The organism is Hymenobacter segetis (assembly GCF_054776495.1).
The window spans coordinates 105,771-121,292 of record NZ_BAAHBV010000003.1; the positions used below are offsets into that span (position 1 = coordinate 105,771).

The window sequence follows — 15,522 nt, forward strand, 5'->3', positions numbered from 1 at the left end:
TTGTTTTTTCATAATTAGAAACTTGTCTAATTATCTTCGTAACATTGCGTCATCACTCAACAGCCCTTGTCATGCACACGCTTACCCGCTTTTTCCTCGGCACGGCCGCTGCCGCGCTGCTCCACGCTACCGGCGTCAGTGCCCAAACCAGCCTCACCGGCGACTGGGCCGGCACGCTTGGGCCGCTGGAATTCACCGCCCACCTCACCGACCCGGCCGGCGGGCCGCGCACGGCCACGCTGGATATTCCGGCCCAGCACGCCAACGGATTGGTGCTGCAGTTCACCGCGCCCGCCGACAGCGTGTACTTGCGCCTGCGCCAGCCGGCCGCGCAGTTCGCCGGCCGCCGCTCGGCCGACGGCCAGCGCCTGGAAGGCGAGTGGCAGCAGGGCCTGCGCTCGTTCCCGCTCACGCTCAGCCGCGCCGCCGCTGGCTCGGCCAAGGCCGCCCCCGCGCTGCGCCCCCAAACGCCGCAGCCGCCATTCCCCTACCAGTCGGCCGAGGTGGCTTTCAAGAATGAAAAGGCCGGCATCACGCTGGCCGGCACCTACACCGTGCCCGCCGATATGGGCCCGTTTCCGGCCGTGGTGCTGCTCACCGGCTCGGGGCCCGAGGACCGCAACGAAACCATCCTCGGCCACCAGCCCTTTGCCGTGCTGGCCGACTACCTCACCCGCCACGGCATCGCCGTGCTCCGCTTTGATGACCGGGGCGTGGGCCAGAGCGGCGGCACGCTGGCCGGCACCACCAGCGCCGACTACACCACCGATGCCCAGGCGGCGCTGGCGTGGCTGCGCGCCCAGCCCGGCATCCGCAAAAATCAGGTGGGCTTAATCGGCCACAGCCAGGGCGGCACGGCGGCCATCGGGGCAGCTATTCAGCCGGCGGGGCCGGATTTCCTGGTGTTGCTGGCCTCGCCGGCCCTGCCGGGCGATGAGTTGATTGTGCAGCAGGCGCTGGCTTTGGCGAAAGTGAGCAAGGTTGAGTCAGTGCAGCTTATGTATATAGAACGAGCTCAGCGGCAAGTCATTGACATTATCGAAAAAACGCCTGATAATGTCCAGGCCCGCGCCAAGCTGCTTCCGCTGCTCAATCAAACCAATTCGACCGACCCTTCGGTACTATCTCAGCTCAATGCGCAGATTGACGTGGCCATCTCGCCCGACTACCGCCACCTGCTGGCCGACCGCCCCGCCCAGACGCTGGCCAAAGTGAAGTGCCCGGTATTGGCCCTCGGCGGCAGCAAGGACCGACAGGTGCCCGCCGCCGCCAACCTGACCGCCACCACCGCCGGCCTCAAAACCGCCGGCAACCGCGACGTGACCGTGCAGGAATTGCCCGGCCTCAACCACCTGTTTCAGACCGCCCCCACCGGTAGTCCGGCCGAGTACGGCACCATCGAAGAAACCTTCGCGCCGAGCGCGCTGGCCGTGATTGGCGACTGGATTGCGCGGCACACCAAAAAATAGATTTCCTGCACCTGCCTGCCTCCAATGCCAACGGCCGCTCTTACGAAGCGGCCGTTGGCATTGGAGGCAGCGGCGTTGATAAGCAGAAAGTCGCATTTGCGATAAAAAACATTTGTTGTACTTTTCGACCTTGATTTCCCTTCAAACCACATTATCTACCCTTTTTATATTCTGATTCCATGATAAGATTATTACTGATTGCCCTGGCTTTTCTGGGTTTGATAGTCCATGCACCTGCCACGGCGATGACCGCGCCGCCCGTGCCCACCCCACTCAACGGCCAATGGAAAGGTCCGTTGAAGCTACTCGGCGGTGAAATTTCCATAATCATCACCATCGTGCCGCTCACCAATGGCACCTACTACGCCGCGCTGGATGCGCCCCAGCAGCGCATCAGCCGCATGCCGGTGGATGTGCAGCTGAAGGACGACAACCTGACCCTGCGCATCGAGCAGGCCGGCAGCAGTTTCGTGGGCAAGGTGCTGGAGGATGGGGCCACCCTCAGCGGCACCTGGAAGCAGCCCGGCCTGACGGCTCCCATGGTCCTCACGCGGGCCGTGGCCTCGCCGCAGGCCGTCACCAAATTCAAAGCCACGCCGCCCTACCGCGAGTCCGATGTCACGTTCATTAACCCCGTGACGAAAAACCGCATGGGCGGCACGCTCACTATTCCGGCCGGTGAGGGACCGTTTGCGGGCGTGGTGCTGCTGTCGGATTCCGGCCCGCAAACCCGCGACGTGGACGTGAACGGCTACCGCATGTTTGGCCAGCTGGCCGACTACCTCACCCGCCACGGCATCGCCGTGCTCCGCTTCGATGACCGCGGCGTGGGCAAATCGACCGGCAGCTACGCCAGCGCCACCACCGCCGATTTTGTGACCGATGCCCAGGCGGCGATGACCTTTCTGCGCAGCCAGCAACTGGTGGCAGCCCACCGCGTGGGCCTACTCGGCCACGGCGAAGGAGCCAACGTGGCCCTGCTGGCCGCCGCCGCACCGGGCCGCGCGCCGGCTTTCGTGGTGTCATTGGCCGGCTATGGGCAGCTCGGCAATGAGGTGCTGCGCCGCCAGCAGGGCGAAATCATGCGCCTGATTGGGGCCGACCCCTCGCAGGTGAAAGCTGCCCAGGACGTGTACCAGCGCACGGTAGATGTCATTCGCCAGACGCCCGACAACGTGATGGCCCGCCCCAAAGTGGCCTCGCTGCTATTGGGAGCCAACATGGGCATCGATGCCAGCATGGCCCGTGCCCGCGCCGTGCAGCTCACCTCGCCGTGGTCGCGCTACTTCTTCGATTTCAACCCTCAGGCCAAGCTGCCCAACGTGCAATGCGCGGTGCTGCTGCTCAATGGCACTTCCGATTTGCAGGTCTCGGCCAAGCGCAATATGGTGCCGCTCTACAAGGCTCTGCGCCACGCCAAGCGCACGGCGGCCGAATACAAGCTCGACGGCATCAACCACTTATTTCAGCCCGCCCCGGCCCAGTGGCCGATGATTAACGGCGTGCAGCAGGCCGTTTTCTCGCCCGAAGGACTGAAAATCATCCACGCCTGGGTGGCCCAGGAAACCCGCCCGCCCGGCGACCCGCTGCCCGTAACGGTGAAACGCCCCGCCACCCAGCGCAAGGCCAGTCGCACGCCCAGCCTCAGCCGGGCCCGCAGCTAACTGGTTAGATAATTCGGCGTTACCGTCGTTTTGCCTATACTTGCCCCCGCAAGCCGGGCCGCCTTCCCATACCCGGTGGCTTGCGGTTTTTCACACTCCTCTACCCGATGGCTGCTCTACCCCCGCCGCGCCCAGGTTGGTCCTGGCTCAATTCCCGCCCCATTCGCTGGATTCGGCATTATTTCGGCTATTCGCGGGGCGAGGCGCGGGGCATGGTGGGCATCCTGCTGCTGATGCTGGCTTTCATCATCGCGCCCATGCTCCTGCGTCCGGAGCTGCCGCAGTACCTGCCCGCTGCCGACCAAAAAGGCCTGAATGAGTTGGCTACCCAGCTCAAAGAGCACCGCGCCACCGACCAGACCTACGCCAGTCGCTACCCGAAACGGGAGTATAAAAAATTTGAGCGCAACGGCCCGCGCTATCCCCAAGTGGCGCAGGTAAAGCTTACGCCCTTCGACCCCAACACCCTCACCGCCGAAGGCTGGGAGGCGCGGGGCGTGCCGCACTTTGTGGCCGCCCGAATTGAGAAATACCGCGCGGCATCCGGGGGCTTCAAGGCGAAAGCTCAAATCAAGAAAATGTACGGGCTCGAAGACTCGGTTTATCAGCGGCTGGCCCCGTTCATGCAACTACCCGACGAGGCACCCAAACGCGACTACGTCGCCAACAACAAGCCGGGCCCAGATGGCAAATTCCCGCCCTTCGCCAGCGCCGACGGCACGCCCGCCAAATTCCCCCGCAAGCCGCGCAACCTCCAGCCCTTCGACCTGAACCTGGCCGATACCACGCAGCTGATGCAGATTCGCGGCATCGGCGCGGGCCGAGCCAAGTGGGTGGTGAAGTACCGGAACCAGCTCGGCGGCTACCTGCGCGAGGACCAGCTGGACGAGGTGTTTGTATTGAAAGATGCCCCGGATTTGCGCGACAGTCTGAAGAAATACACCTTCGTCGCGCCCAACTACGTCCCGAAAACGGTGAACGTGAACACCGCCAGCTTCGATGAGATGTACTTGCAGCCTTATATCGGCAAGCCCCGGGCACGCATCATCGTGGCTTACCGGCAGCAGCACGGGCCTTTTAAAACGGTGGAGGATTTGAAGCAGATTCCCATCCTAAAGCTGGCTGATTGGGAGAAGATGCGGCCCTATGTGCGTTGCGAGTAGTGGGCTGCATTGGGAAACATCCTCAGAAATCAGGGCTAGTAAGTAACTATTGGGAATGGTAGTATCGTAGTAGGTGGTTGAACTTAGCGAGGCTGCGCTGCCGGGCCTGCTCAACCTATTGGGGCCGCTATGGTTACCCATAACCACCACTTACTTCCCTTACCATGACGGATAATTTCACGCCTGATTCGGCCGCGCTGCCCGACGGCCCGGCCCCGAACGACGGCCGCCGCTCGTTTATCAAACAGGCCACCGGCCTGCTGGGCCTGGCTCTGGCTCCGCCCCTCGTCAGTCAGGCCGAGCGGCTCACCGCTATGTCCCGGAAAGTGGAGGGTGTGAGCGAAATGCGTCTTAAGGTGAACGGCACCCTTCGCACCATCCAGGCCGAACCCCGGGTGACGCTGCTCGACGCACTGCGCGAGCGCCTCGACCTCACCGGCTCCAAAAAAGGCTGCGACCATGGCCAATGCGGGGCCTGCACCGTGCTGGTAGACGGCCGCCGCGTGAACAGCTGCCTCACCCTGGCCGTGATGGTGCAGGGCAAGGAAATCACCACGGTGGAAGGCCTCGCTAAGGGCGAAGAGCTGCACCCGCTGCAAACCGCCTTCATCGAGCACGACGGCTTCCAGTGCGGCTACTGCACGCCGGGCCAGCTTATGTCGGGCGTGGCCTGCTTGAAAGAAGGCCATGCCAAAACCGACGCCGACGTGCGCGAATGGATGAGCGGCAACCTCTGCCGCTGCGGGGCTTACCCCAACATCGTGGCCGCCATCCGGCAGGTCGAGCAAAGCGGGTTCAAAGGCTAATTCATTATGAACAACTTCACCTACCTCCAAGCCACGCAGGCGAAAGACGCCACCGCTGCTGTGCGCGACGATAAGAATGCCGCCTTCATCGCCGGCGGCACCACTTTGCTCGATTTGATGAAGCTGAATGTGGAAAACCACGACCAGCTGGTGGACATCAACATGCTCACCTTCAAAGGTATCGAGCAAACGGCCGACGGCCTGCGCATTGGCGCGCTGGAGCGCATGAGCGACGTGGGCGAGCACCCGCTGGTGGTGCAGAACTACCCCGTGGTGTCGCAGTCGCTGCTGCTGGCAGCCTCGCCGCAGCTGCGCAACATGGCCAGCATCGGCGGCAATCTGTTGCAGCGCACCCGCTGCGGCTACTTCCGCGACACGGCATTTCCGTGCAACAAGCGCGAGCCCGGCTCCGGCTGCCCGGCGCAGGACGGCGAAAACCGGGGCCTCGCCATCCTCGGTACCAGCAAATCCTGCATTGCCACCTTCCCCGGCGACCTCGCCGTGGCCCTCGCCGCTTTGGATGCGGTGCTGCTGCTGGAAAACCCCAAGGGCAAGCAGCGCCGCGTGCCGCTGGTCGATTTTCATCTCGTGCCCGGCAATACGCCCCAGAAAGAAACCGTGCTGGAACCCGGCGAGCTGATTGTCTCGGTGACCATTCCGGCCGCCGCGCACGCCCGCAAATCATTGTACCTGAAGGTGCGCGACCGGACTTCCTACGCCTACGCGCTGGCCTCGGCCGCCGTGGGGTTGGATGTGCAAGGCGGTACCATCCGCTCGGCGCGGGTGGCGCTGGGTGGCGTGGGCACCAAGCCCTGGCGCTCATTAGCGGCTGAGAAAATCCTGACCGGCGCGCCGGCCACCGAAGCTACTTTCCGGGCCGCCGCGGCAGCCGCCGTGCGCGACGCCCAGCCGCGCGAGCAAAACCGCTTCAAAGTAGAGCTGGCCCAGAATACGCTGGTGCGCGCCCTCACCGACGTGGCCGCCAAATCCTAACCTTCCCCGAGCCATGTACGAGAACGAACCAGCTTTCTTCGAAACTTCCCCCACGCCCGGCGTGGTGGGCAAACCGCTCAACCGCGTGGACGGGCGCGACAAGGTGATGGGCCGGGCCAAGTATTCGGCCGAATACCCGCTGCCCGGCCTCACCTACGGCGTGCTCAAAACCAGCGACATTGCCAAGGGCCGCATTCAGAACATTGATACCAGCGCCGCTACCAAAGAGCCCGGCGTACTGGCCATCTACACCCACCAGAACCTGCCCAAGCTGGCCAAAACGCCCAACGACCCCGAGGGCAAAAAAGCCATTGGCGCGCCCATGGGCTTCCTGCCGATGACGTCGGACGTGATTCACTACGCCGGCCAGCCGGTGGCGCTGGTGGTGGCCGATACCTTCGAGCGCGCCACCCACGCCGCCCGCCTGGTGCGTGTGACTTACGCCACCGAACAGCCCATCGCCGCCTACACCGACCCCAAAGCCCAGCTTTTCAACCCCGAGAAAATTCAGGACGGCAAGGCCGACGGTTACACCCGGCGCGGCGATGCCCGCGCCGCCATGGCCAGCGCCCCGGTGAAGCTGACGGCCGTGTACACCCACGCCATCAACCACCACAACCCCATGGAGCCGGGCGCGACCACCGCCATCTGGGAAGCGGCCGACCGCCTTACGGTGTACGAATCGACCCAGGGCGTGACGCGCACGCAGAAGTCGTTGTCGGCCTACCTGGGCCTGCCGCAGGACCAGGTGCGGGTCATCACCAAATACCTGGGCGGCGGCTTTGGCTGCAAAGGCTCGTGTTGGCCGCACACCATTCTCACGGTGCAGGCCGCCAAGGCGCTGGGCCGGCCGGTGAAGCTGGTGCTCACGCGTCAGCAGCAGTTTACGAGCATGGGCCACCGCGAAGACCAGACCCAGACCCTGAGCGCCGGGGCCACGAAGGAAGGCAAGCTGCTGGCCCTGATTCACGAGAAAACCTCCACCACTTCGCCCTGGGACAACTACGCCGAAAGCAACAGCAAAATCATCAACATGCTGTACGAGTGCCCTACGTTTGAGGCGCACTACGAGCTGGGCCGGGCCAATGTGATGACCTCCACCTTCACCCGCGCCCCCGGCGAGGCCCCCGGCTCCTTTGCCATCGAGTGCATGATGGACGATTTGGCCTATCAATTGGGCATCGACCCCATCGAAATTCGCCTGCGGAACTACGCCGAGAAAGACCCCAGCACCGGCCAGAAATGGAGCAGCAAAAGCCTGCGCGAGTGCTACGCCCGCGGGGCCGAGCTCTTCGGCTGGAGCAAGCGCAACCCCAAGGCCGGCGTCACGCGCGACGGCCGCCAGCTCGTGGGCTGGGGCATAGCCACGGCCAGCTACCCGGTGCACAACTCCTCGGGCACGGCCCGCGTGCGCCTCTACGCCGACGGCCACGCCGTAGTGCAAAGTGGCGCTACCGACCTCGGCACCGGCACCTACACTGTGATGACCCAAGTAGCGGCCGACTCCCTGGGCCTGCCACCCGAAAAAATTCGCTTCGAGCTGGGCGATACCAAGCTACCCACCGCGCCCAACTCAGGCGGCTCGGTGGCGGCGGGCACGGTGTCGTCGTCCGTCTACATGGCCGCGCAGGACGTGTGGGAACGGCTGACGAAAGTGGCCATTAAAGACCCAAAATCACCGCTCTTCAAAGCGAAGCCCGAAGACGTAGCAATGGAAAAAGGTCGCCTTCAGCTGAAAAGCAACCCGACCAAAGGCGAGGACTTTATGGCCCTGATGAAGCGGGCTGGTATGGACGACATCGAGGGCAGCGGCAGCGGCAAGTACGGCGCGGGCTACGAAGTGGGCCAGAGCGCCAACGCCGCCCCCGATGCCCACAAGGACGAGGCCGGCCAGCACTCCATGCACTCCTTCGGCGCGCACTTCTGCGAGGTGCACGTCGACCCCGACTTGGGCACCGTGCGCGTTACGCGCTGGGTGAGCGTGCACGGGGCCGGCCGCATTCTCAATGCCAAAACGGCCCGCAGCCAGATTATCGGCGGCAGCATTTTCGGCATCGGCGCGGCCCTAATGGAGGCCACCGCCCGCGACCAGCACTACGCCCGCTACACCAACGCCGACCTGGCCGACTACCACATCCCCGTGAATGCCGACATTCCGGAAATGACCGTGGAATTCATCGACGAACACGACCCCTACATCAACGCCATGGGCGTGAAGGGCATCGGCGAAATCTCGATGGTGGGCGTATCGGCCGCCGTGGCCAACGCCGTGTTCCACGCTACTGGCAAGCGCGTGCGCGACCTGCCCATCACCCCCGATAAAGTCTTGGGCACGAAGGCCGTTTAAATAAGAACTTTCCTTCAGAACGTCATGCTGAGCGCAATCGAAGCATCTCTACCGCAATACTAAATCTGATTAGTTGCGCGGTAGAGATGCTTCGACTGCGCTCAGCATGACGTTTTTATTAGCTCCAATGACGACTCTCGTCCCTCACTCTCCTGTGGCGTTGCTGTTGCTGGCCGCCGGGGCATCCACCCGCATGGGCCAGCCCAAGCAACTCCTGCCCTACCACGGCCGCACCCTCCTGCGCCACGCCGCCGAAACGGCCGTGGCCAGCGGCTGCGCGCCCATTGTGCTGGTGACCGGCGCGCTACACGAAGAATTAGTAGCCGAAGTCGCGGGCCTGCCCATCCGGGCCATTCATAACCCTGACTGGGAAACGGGCATGGCCTCCTCCATCCGCGCCGGCCTGGCCGCCGTGGCCGAAACCCGGCCCGCCGCTGTGCTCATCATGCTCACCGACCAGCCCCTGCTGACGCCGGAGTTGCTGCATGAGTTGATGGCGCGGCAGCAGCAAACCCAAGCGTCCATCGTGGCCGCGGCCTACGGCGATACGCTGGGCGTGCCCGCCATTTTTGCCAAAGCGGTGTTTCCCGAGCTGCTTCAGTTGCAGGGCCAAGCTGGGGCCGGGCGGCTCATTGCCGGCTATGGGGCGGCGGTGGAGCGGGTGCCTTTTCCGGCCGGCTTGCTCGATGTGGACACGCCGGAGGATTATGCGGCGCTACTGACAAAACCAGTCGGCTAACCGCCGTACACCCGGAAAATCGGGCGGTGGCCCGGAACAAACGCGCCGGGTGCTCCGCCCACCGGGCGGTGGCCCGGGATAAATGCGCCGGGTGCTCCGCCCACTGGGCGGCGGGGCGGCATGTTATTTCGTGCCCGATTCCAGCTTGCGCAGCTTATCGGCCCGCCAGGTGGTGATGGCCACCACCAGCAGTGTCATCAGCCCGCCAAACACCACCGAGCGCACCGTGCCCAGCAGCCGCGCCGCCGTGCCGCTCTCGAAGGCCCCGATTTCGTTGCTGGAACCAATGAAAATGTTGTTTACCGCCGACACCCGGCCCTTCATGTATTCCGGGGTGTAAATGTGGATGAGCGTGGAGCGCACAATCACCGACACGGAATCGAATACGCCCGTGAGGAACAGCAGGAACAGCGACAGCCAGAAATTGGTGGACAGCGCGAAGGCAATGGTGGCCAGCCCAAAGCCCGCCACCGCCCACAGCAGCTTGCGCCCGGCCCGCCGCCGCAGCGGGTAATACGTCAGGAACACCGCCATCAGCACCGAGCCAATGGCCGGCGCCGCCTCCAGCTGCCCGAAGCCCTTCGCCCCCACCTTCAGAATATCCGACGCGAACACCGGCAGCAGCGCCACCGCCCCGCCAAACAGCACCGCGAACATATCCAGCGACAGCGCCGCCAGCACCAATTGGTTGCCGAAAATGAAGCGCAGCCCGCTCAGCACGCTGTCTTTCAGGTTGAGGCGCTCGCCTTCCATGGGCGGCAGCGGCCGGTTGGCAATGCGCGCAAACTGGAACAGCGCCAACGCCAGCAGCGCCGTGCTCACCACGTAAGAATTGGTGATGCCCACGGCCGCAATCAGGTAGCCGCCAATGGCCGGCCCCAGCACCGCCGAGCCTTGGTAAGTGGTGCTGTTCCAGGTGATGGCGTTGGGCAGCAGCGCGCGGTCGGGCAGCAGCTGTGGCATGAAGGAAAACAGCGCCGGTCCCATGAATCCCCGCGCCAGTCCGCTCACAAAAATCACCCCGTAGAGCGGCAGCGTGTACAGCGAATCCTTCGCTAGCAAATGAATGCCGTACGGACTGGCAAAAACCGCCAGCGCCGCCGCGCACAGCACCAGCACTGCCAGCGCCACCACCACAATGTTCTTGCGGCGCATCGAGTCGGCCACGTACCCGGCATACAGTGACACCACAATGCTCGGCACGGCCTCCGACAAGCCAATCAGGCCCAATGCCAGCGGGTTATTGGTGAGGTGATAAATCTGCCAGCTCACCACCAGCCCTTGGATGCGCGTGGCCACCGTGAGCAAGGTGCGAGCCGACACCAGCCGGCGAAAATCAGGCACGCGCAGGGCCGCGTACGGGTCATGGGCCGGCGAAGAATCAGCAGATGGCAGCATAAGCACACAAAAACCGCCTGTGCGGCGGCCGGCCACAAAGGTAGCCCCGCCCCAGCCTTGGCAGGTTGGTTTGGCCACCCCATTTCGCCTACCTTGCAAGCTGACATTCACCGCGCTTTCGTCCCCGCTCATGCAAGATTTCGGCCTGGAAATAACGCCCCGCCCCGACTTGCCCGCCATCGTGGCCCGGTGGCAGCGCGAAATCACCGAGTCTGAACTCCAGCACGGCTACCTCGGCATCCTCGCCGCCGGCGATGTCCTCGGCTGCTGGCGCTGGCTGCTCGACCTGCGCCGTCGCGAGGAATTGGCCACTCCCGCCCTCACCGCTTGGGTTAATGCTGAGTTCTTCCCCCGGCTCCTGCACCGCTACCCCGCACCGGTGCGTATTGCCTTCCTCATCTCGCCTCTGCGCGCCGCCACCGAGCAGTCGGCCAGCTCCGCCGCTGCCATCAGCGCCGCGGCTCACCCCGAACAAGGCTACCAAACCGCCCTCTTCACCGACGAAGCCACCGCCTACCACTGGCTCGCCCAATGAACTGCGATACAGACGGCCCAAATTTTTTACCCGATTCGGAAACTTTTTTTCAAAAAAACACCTAGGTATTTTTTCCAAAAAATGCCCTAGATGAAGTTTTGAGGAAGGTTGCTCGAAATCTTCAAAAAGATTGCGGCATTTTTCCACCAATACCTATTGCGTAATTGGATTCCCTTTCTCTACATTTGGTCTGATTCTAGCGGGGTAAAACCTACCACCGCCCGTCGCTCCCAATTTTTTTCTCGGTAACTGCATACTATGGCATAAAGCTCTACGTTCTCCTATTCCGTAGCCCTTTATGGACCTCATGCAACCGAGCGACTCCGCGCTCATCTCGCTCTACCTGGCCGGCCAGGAATCCGCCTTCGCTATCCTGCTGGAGCGGCACCGCAGTCGTGTGTTCACGACCATCCTCCTCATCGTGCGCGACGAGGACGTGGCCGAGGACCTGTTGCAGGACACGTTCATCAAGGCCATCCACACCATGAAAAGTGGCCGCTACAACGAGGAAGGTAAGTTTGCGCCCTGGATTTGCCGCATCGCGCACAACTTGGCCATCGACTCGTTCCGGCGGGGCAAGCGCGTGCCCCACATCAGCCTCACCGATAACGAACGTTTAAACAATACCCTAACCATTGCCGACGACGGCCCGGACGATATTCTGGCCCGTGAAGAAACCCACACCCGCCTTCGGGCGTTAATCCAGGAACTGCCCGCCGCCCAAAAGGAGGTGCTGCTCATGCGCCATTACGGCGATATGAGCTTCCAGGAAATTGCTGATGCCACTGGCGTGAGCATTAACACGGCGCTGGGCCGGATGCGCTATGCGCTGATAAACCTGCGGAAGAAAATGACCGCAAATTCCCTGCATCATTATGATTCAAATATTACCCCATTCGACACTGCTCCAGTATGTGTACAACGAATTGCCGGCTGAAAGGCAGCGCGAGGTAGAGGAGGCATTGCAGCACGACCCGGACTTGGCCGCGACCTGCGCCGACCTCCTTTTGGCCCAGCGGGCGCTCGACGGAGTACGTCGCGAGCCCCGGCCCGAAACCTCCGAGGCCATTTTGCGCTACTCGCGCACTTTCTTGAGCAAGTCCTGAGCTCCTTCAATTTCTTGTGGCGGCCGCTCCACACCCCGCGCTGGCGGAGTTAGGCGGTTAGTCAATACCATTTCCACGGTCATGCTGAGCGCAGCCGAAGCATCTCTACCGCAGCAGTAATCCTGTCGATTGGGTTTACTATTGCGGTAGAAATGCTTCGGCTGCGCTCAGCATGACCGTTTTATTTTTGCTTGATATCCGCCCCACCGCATGACCCGCGCCAACCGCTTCCGCTACTTCCTCGACTACTTTACCACCAACTTCCCGGAGCCCAAAACCGAGCTAGCCTATGGCAACCCCTATGAGTTAATCGTGGCCGTAGTACTCAGCGCACAATGCACCGACAAGCGCGTGAACCTAGTGATGCCCGCGCTACTGGCCGAATTCCCCACCGCCGCGCACCTCGGCGCTGCCTCCGCCGATGAAATTTTCCCCTTCATCCGCAGTGTTTCCTATCCGAATAACAAGGCCAAGCACCTTTCCGGCCTGGGTCGAATGCTCACCGAAGATTTCGGCGGCGAAGTCCCTAGCCTCATTGATGAGCTCCAGCGCCTGCCCGGCGTGGGCCGCAAAACAGCCAACGTGGTAGCATCCGTCATTTACAACCAGCCTGCCATGGCTGTCGATACCCACGTTTTCCGGGTATCGCACCGCTTGGGCCTCGTGCCGAAAACGGCCACCACGCCCTTGGCCGTGGAAAAGGCGCTGGTACGCTACATCCCGGAAGAGCTAATCAACAAAGCCCACCACTGGCTGATTTTGCATGGTCGCTACATCTGCGTGGCACGCTCGCCCAAATGCAGCATTTGCCCGCTGGCCCCCAGTTGCGCTTACTTCGAGAAGAATTTTGGGAAAGCGCTGGCTTACGTTCCCATTCCGGAAGCTTAAAGCTGAACGGCTACAATTGCGCTTTTAGCAGCTTTTTTAGCACACAAAGTTCAATTACTAGTTCTAGAAAGCACAAACGGCTTTCGACTTGGCACAAAATCAATTGGCAGCTGCTTCCAGTATCCGTTGCACCTGCGCAGCCATGCGCTGACGGTCGAATTCCTGCACAGCTAAGGCATGACCGTTAGCACCGGCCTTGGCCAGCACCTCTGGCTGATGTAGCAGCTGCTGGAGTTGCGCTGCCATTGCCGGAGCATCGCCAGCGGGCACGTACCATCCGCAAGCGTGCTGCTCCACCAGTGCCTTAGTCCAGCCCGCATTAGTCACCACTACCGGCGTGCCCACGGCCAGCGAGTCGTACAGTTTCGCTGGCGAATTGGAATCCAGCACCGGCAGCCCTAGAAAAGACACCACCGATACATCGGCCAACGCAAACCAGCTGAACACCTCATGCCGCGCCTGCCCCCGCACCAGCCGGATGCGCCCCGGCCAGCGCGCCGCCGCCGCCGCAATCAGCGGCTCGAAAAACCCGTGGCCCAGAAACAGCCACACCACTTCCGCATCGGCGGCCACCATTGTTTCAGCCGCCGCCACCAGCGTTGGGATATCATTGGCCCGCCCAAAGGTGCCCGCATATAGCACCACGCGCTTGCCGGCCAGGCCCTGCTCCTGCCGAAGATGGGCCACGACCGTCGGCGTGGCGCGGGCCGCCAGTTCCAGGTCGGTGCCATTGAGCACGGTGGTTACTTTCGAAGCCGGAATGCCCAAATCCGTTACGTAGCGCGTCATATTGGGCGAAAGCGGCAGGATGTGCCGGGCACTTTTATACAGCCGTTTTTCCAACTGATAAAGCTGCTGCCGGGCCAATGCCGTGGGCACAGCCCCCATCGCAATGGGAAATGCTGGCCACAAATCCTGTACCTCAAACACCCACGGCACCCGCCGCCAGCGCGCCACCTGCGCCGCTGCCCAAGCGGCAGTCAGCGGCGTACTGATGCCCCAAATCACGTCCGGCTTGTCAATTCGCAGCCCCTCACGCACAGCCCAGCCCGCATACTGCGCGAAAGCCAGCGCCCGCCGCGCCGGCCCCATTTTATTGTCATACCGCACGTCGGCTTCGCGGACTGCTACCCCTTCCGGTACCCAGGGGAATTCCTGCGTCAGCCGCTGCCCTTTCCAGGCGGGCGTAGTCAGCAGCGTCACCCGGTGCGTTTTGGCAATGTGGGCCAGCAGCGTGTAGTGCCGACTGGTGGCCGGACAGTCGGGATTGGTGTGGTACTGGCTGAAAACGGCGATGTGCATTCTACAATGAATGCTACCGTTTGGGCCGGTAGTGCGAGTCGTTAAGAATGCGCTGGGCATTCTTCTCGGCCATCAGGCGCCCCAGCGTCACGTCAGGATGCTCGGCCACATACTTGCGGATAATCTGCAGGCCCACCCACTGGCCCACGCGGCCGGGGCAGGTTTTGTCGATTTCGGGCACGTTGGGCCGCTCGCCCACGTACTTCTGGAGCAGAAACGGCATGGTGGTATAAAGCAAATTCTTCTCTAGAAAATGGCCCCACACCCTGCCTTCATTGGCATCAAGCCCAATCATCTCGCGCTTGGTATAGCCCATCAAGACCGAATCGGGCGTACAGGGCAGCACCAGACTGGCGAAATACAGCGACTTGCCGGCATGCACCATCGCATCAAGCATAGTGTTGGCCGTGAGCTCGTGCTTGTTGTATTTGCTGGCCACATCTTGGGCCAGCAGCGGCATGAGGCCGGTTGGCGTGTAGCGGCGCAGCATGTACTGCGGCAGGTCGGGCCGCTTGCTGGCTTTAGGGCCGATAAACCAGTCCAGACTCATCACCAGCAGGCTGTCATTCACATAGATATCCTTGGCCAGAAAGCCGCTCACATAAGTAACCGTGGGCGGCACTCGGAAATCAGGAAAATAGTGATGCACCCGCCGGAACATCTCACCCAGGTCGTGGCGCAGGGCGGTGCTATCGGGAAATGCGGCAGCCGTCTCCTTGCCCACTTGCTGCAAAGCCGGGTTGGTAGCTAGGCGCACCAGACTACTATCCAGCGCCTTTTCGGTAGCCGGCTGGCGCTGCAAATAATAGCGGGCGAATACCGGATTGGCATCCATAAACTGCTGCGCCTGCGCCGGAGTCTTTAGCTGAAAAAAGGCTGGCTCCAGCCGCTTAATCCGCACAGGCACGGCCGCGGCATCTTCGGCCGCGTCGGGGCGGCAGCCTTCGGTTGGGCCGCTTTTGCAGCCGCCAAAACCAAGGCTGATTCCTAAAAAGAGGGGCAGCCAGCGCCGCCAGGCAAAATTATTCGTATTCACGCACGTTACTTTGAGGTAAAATTAGCCAAAACCTGTTGGCTGCCGGCTGTTGCCGACGGCAATTGAACGATAAACC

Annotated in this window: 14 protein-coding genes; 11 read left to right on the forward strand and 3 right to left on the reverse strand. The window is 62.4% G+C overall.

Annotation, left to right across the window (positions count from 1 at the left end):
• Nucleotides 1-71: 71 nt before the first annotated feature.
• From ACYU70_RS17405 to ACYU70_RS17435, 7 genes are all read left to right on the forward strand, one after another.
• Nucleotides 72-1,469, forward strand: a complete 1,398-nt coding sequence (locus ACYU70_RS17405; protein ID WP_342297728.1) for an alpha/beta hydrolase family protein — start codon at nt 72-74, stop codon at nt 1,467-1,469.
• A 179-nt stretch (nt 1,470-1,648) separates the two neighbouring features.
• Nucleotides 1,649-3,133: an alpha/beta hydrolase family protein gene (locus tag ACYU70_RS17410; RefSeq protein ID WP_342297727.1), complete on the forward strand. Its 1,485-nt coding sequence runs from the start codon at nt 1,649-1,651 to the stop codon at nt 3,131-3,133.
• Between the two features lie 107 nt (nt 3,134-3,240).
• Nucleotides 3,241-4,296: a ComEA family DNA-binding protein gene (locus ACYU70_RS17415; RefSeq protein ID WP_342297726.1), complete on the forward strand. Its 1,056-nt coding sequence runs from the start codon at nt 3,241-3,243 to the stop codon at nt 4,294-4,296.
• A gap of 164 nt (nt 4,297-4,460) precedes the next feature.
• Complete coding sequence (locus tag ACYU70_RS17420; protein ID WP_342297725.1) at nt 4,461-5,102, forward strand: (2Fe-2S)-binding protein; 642 nt, start codon at nt 4,461-4,463, stop codon at nt 5,100-5,102.
• A 6-nt stretch (nt 5,103-5,108) separates the two neighbouring features.
• Nucleotides 5,109-6,095, forward strand: a complete 987-nt coding sequence (locus ACYU70_RS17425; protein WP_342297723.1) for an FAD binding domain-containing protein — start codon at nt 5,109-5,111, stop codon at nt 6,093-6,095.
• A 13-nt stretch (nt 6,096-6,108) separates the two neighbouring features.
• Nucleotides 6,109-8,442 (forward strand): xanthine dehydrogenase family protein molybdopterin-binding subunit, encoded by a 2,334-nt coding sequence (locus tag ACYU70_RS17430; protein ID WP_342297721.1) that lies wholly within the window; start codon nt 6,109-6,111, stop codon nt 8,440-8,442.
• A gap of 127 nt (nt 8,443-8,569) precedes the next feature.
• Complete coding sequence (locus ACYU70_RS17435) at nt 8,570-9,181, forward strand: nucleotidyltransferase family protein (RefSeq protein WP_342297719.1); 612 nt, start codon at nt 8,570-8,572, stop codon at nt 9,179-9,181.
• 123 nt (nt 9,182-9,304) lie between these two features.
• Here the strand turns inward: ACYU70_RS17435 and ACYU70_RS17440 are convergent, their stop codons facing one another.
• A complete protein-coding gene (locus tag ACYU70_RS17440) occupies nt 9,305-10,579 on the reverse strand; it encodes an MFS transporter (RefSeq protein ID WP_342297717.1) in 1,275 nt (424 codons plus the stop codon).
• Nucleotides 10,580-10,709: 130 nt separating this feature from the next.
• On the opposite strand from ACYU70_RS17440, the gene ACYU70_RS17445 reads away from it, so the two are divergent.
• The 4 genes from ACYU70_RS17445 to nth all read left to right on the forward strand — a co-directional run bounded on the left by ACYU70_RS17445 (nt 10,710) and on the right by nth (nt 13,108).
• On the forward strand, nt 10,710-11,114 hold the full coding sequence (locus ACYU70_RS17445) for a hypothetical protein (RefSeq protein ID WP_342297715.1): 405 nt from the start codon (nt 10,710-10,712) through the stop codon (nt 11,112-11,114).
• 298 nt (nt 11,115-11,412) lie between these two features.
• Nucleotides 11,413-12,051: an RNA polymerase sigma factor gene (locus ACYU70_RS17450; RefSeq protein WP_342297713.1), complete on the forward strand. Its 639-nt coding sequence runs from the start codon at nt 11,413-11,415 to the stop codon at nt 12,049-12,051.
• Nucleotides 12,029-12,220, forward strand: a complete 192-nt coding sequence (locus ACYU70_RS17455) for a hypothetical protein (protein ID WP_342297711.1) — start codon at nt 12,029-12,031, stop codon at nt 12,218-12,220. The genes ACYU70_RS17450 and ACYU70_RS17455 overlap by 23 nt, the downstream gene beginning before the upstream one ends.
• Before the next feature lie 210 nt (nt 12,221-12,430).
• Nucleotides 12,431-13,108 (forward strand): endonuclease III, encoded by a 678-nt coding sequence (gene nth / locus ACYU70_RS17460; RefSeq protein ID WP_342297710.1) that lies wholly within the window; start codon nt 12,431-12,433, stop codon nt 13,106-13,108.
• 99 nt (nt 13,109-13,207) lie between these two features.
• Here the strand turns inward: nth and ACYU70_RS17465 are convergent, their stop codons facing one another.
• Both ACYU70_RS17465 and gldB read right to left on the reverse strand, forming a co-directional pair.
• Nucleotides 13,208-14,410: a glycosyltransferase family 4 protein gene (locus ACYU70_RS17465; protein WP_342297708.1), complete on the reverse strand. Its 1,203-nt coding sequence runs from the start codon at nt 14,408-14,410 to the stop codon at nt 13,208-13,210.
• 13 nt (nt 14,411-14,423) lie between these two features.
• Complete coding sequence (gene gldB / locus ACYU70_RS17470) at nt 14,424-15,446, reverse strand: gliding motility lipoprotein GldB (RefSeq protein WP_342297706.1); 1,023 nt, start codon at nt 15,444-15,446, stop codon at nt 14,424-14,426.
• Nucleotides 15,447-15,522: the final 76 nt, after the last annotated feature.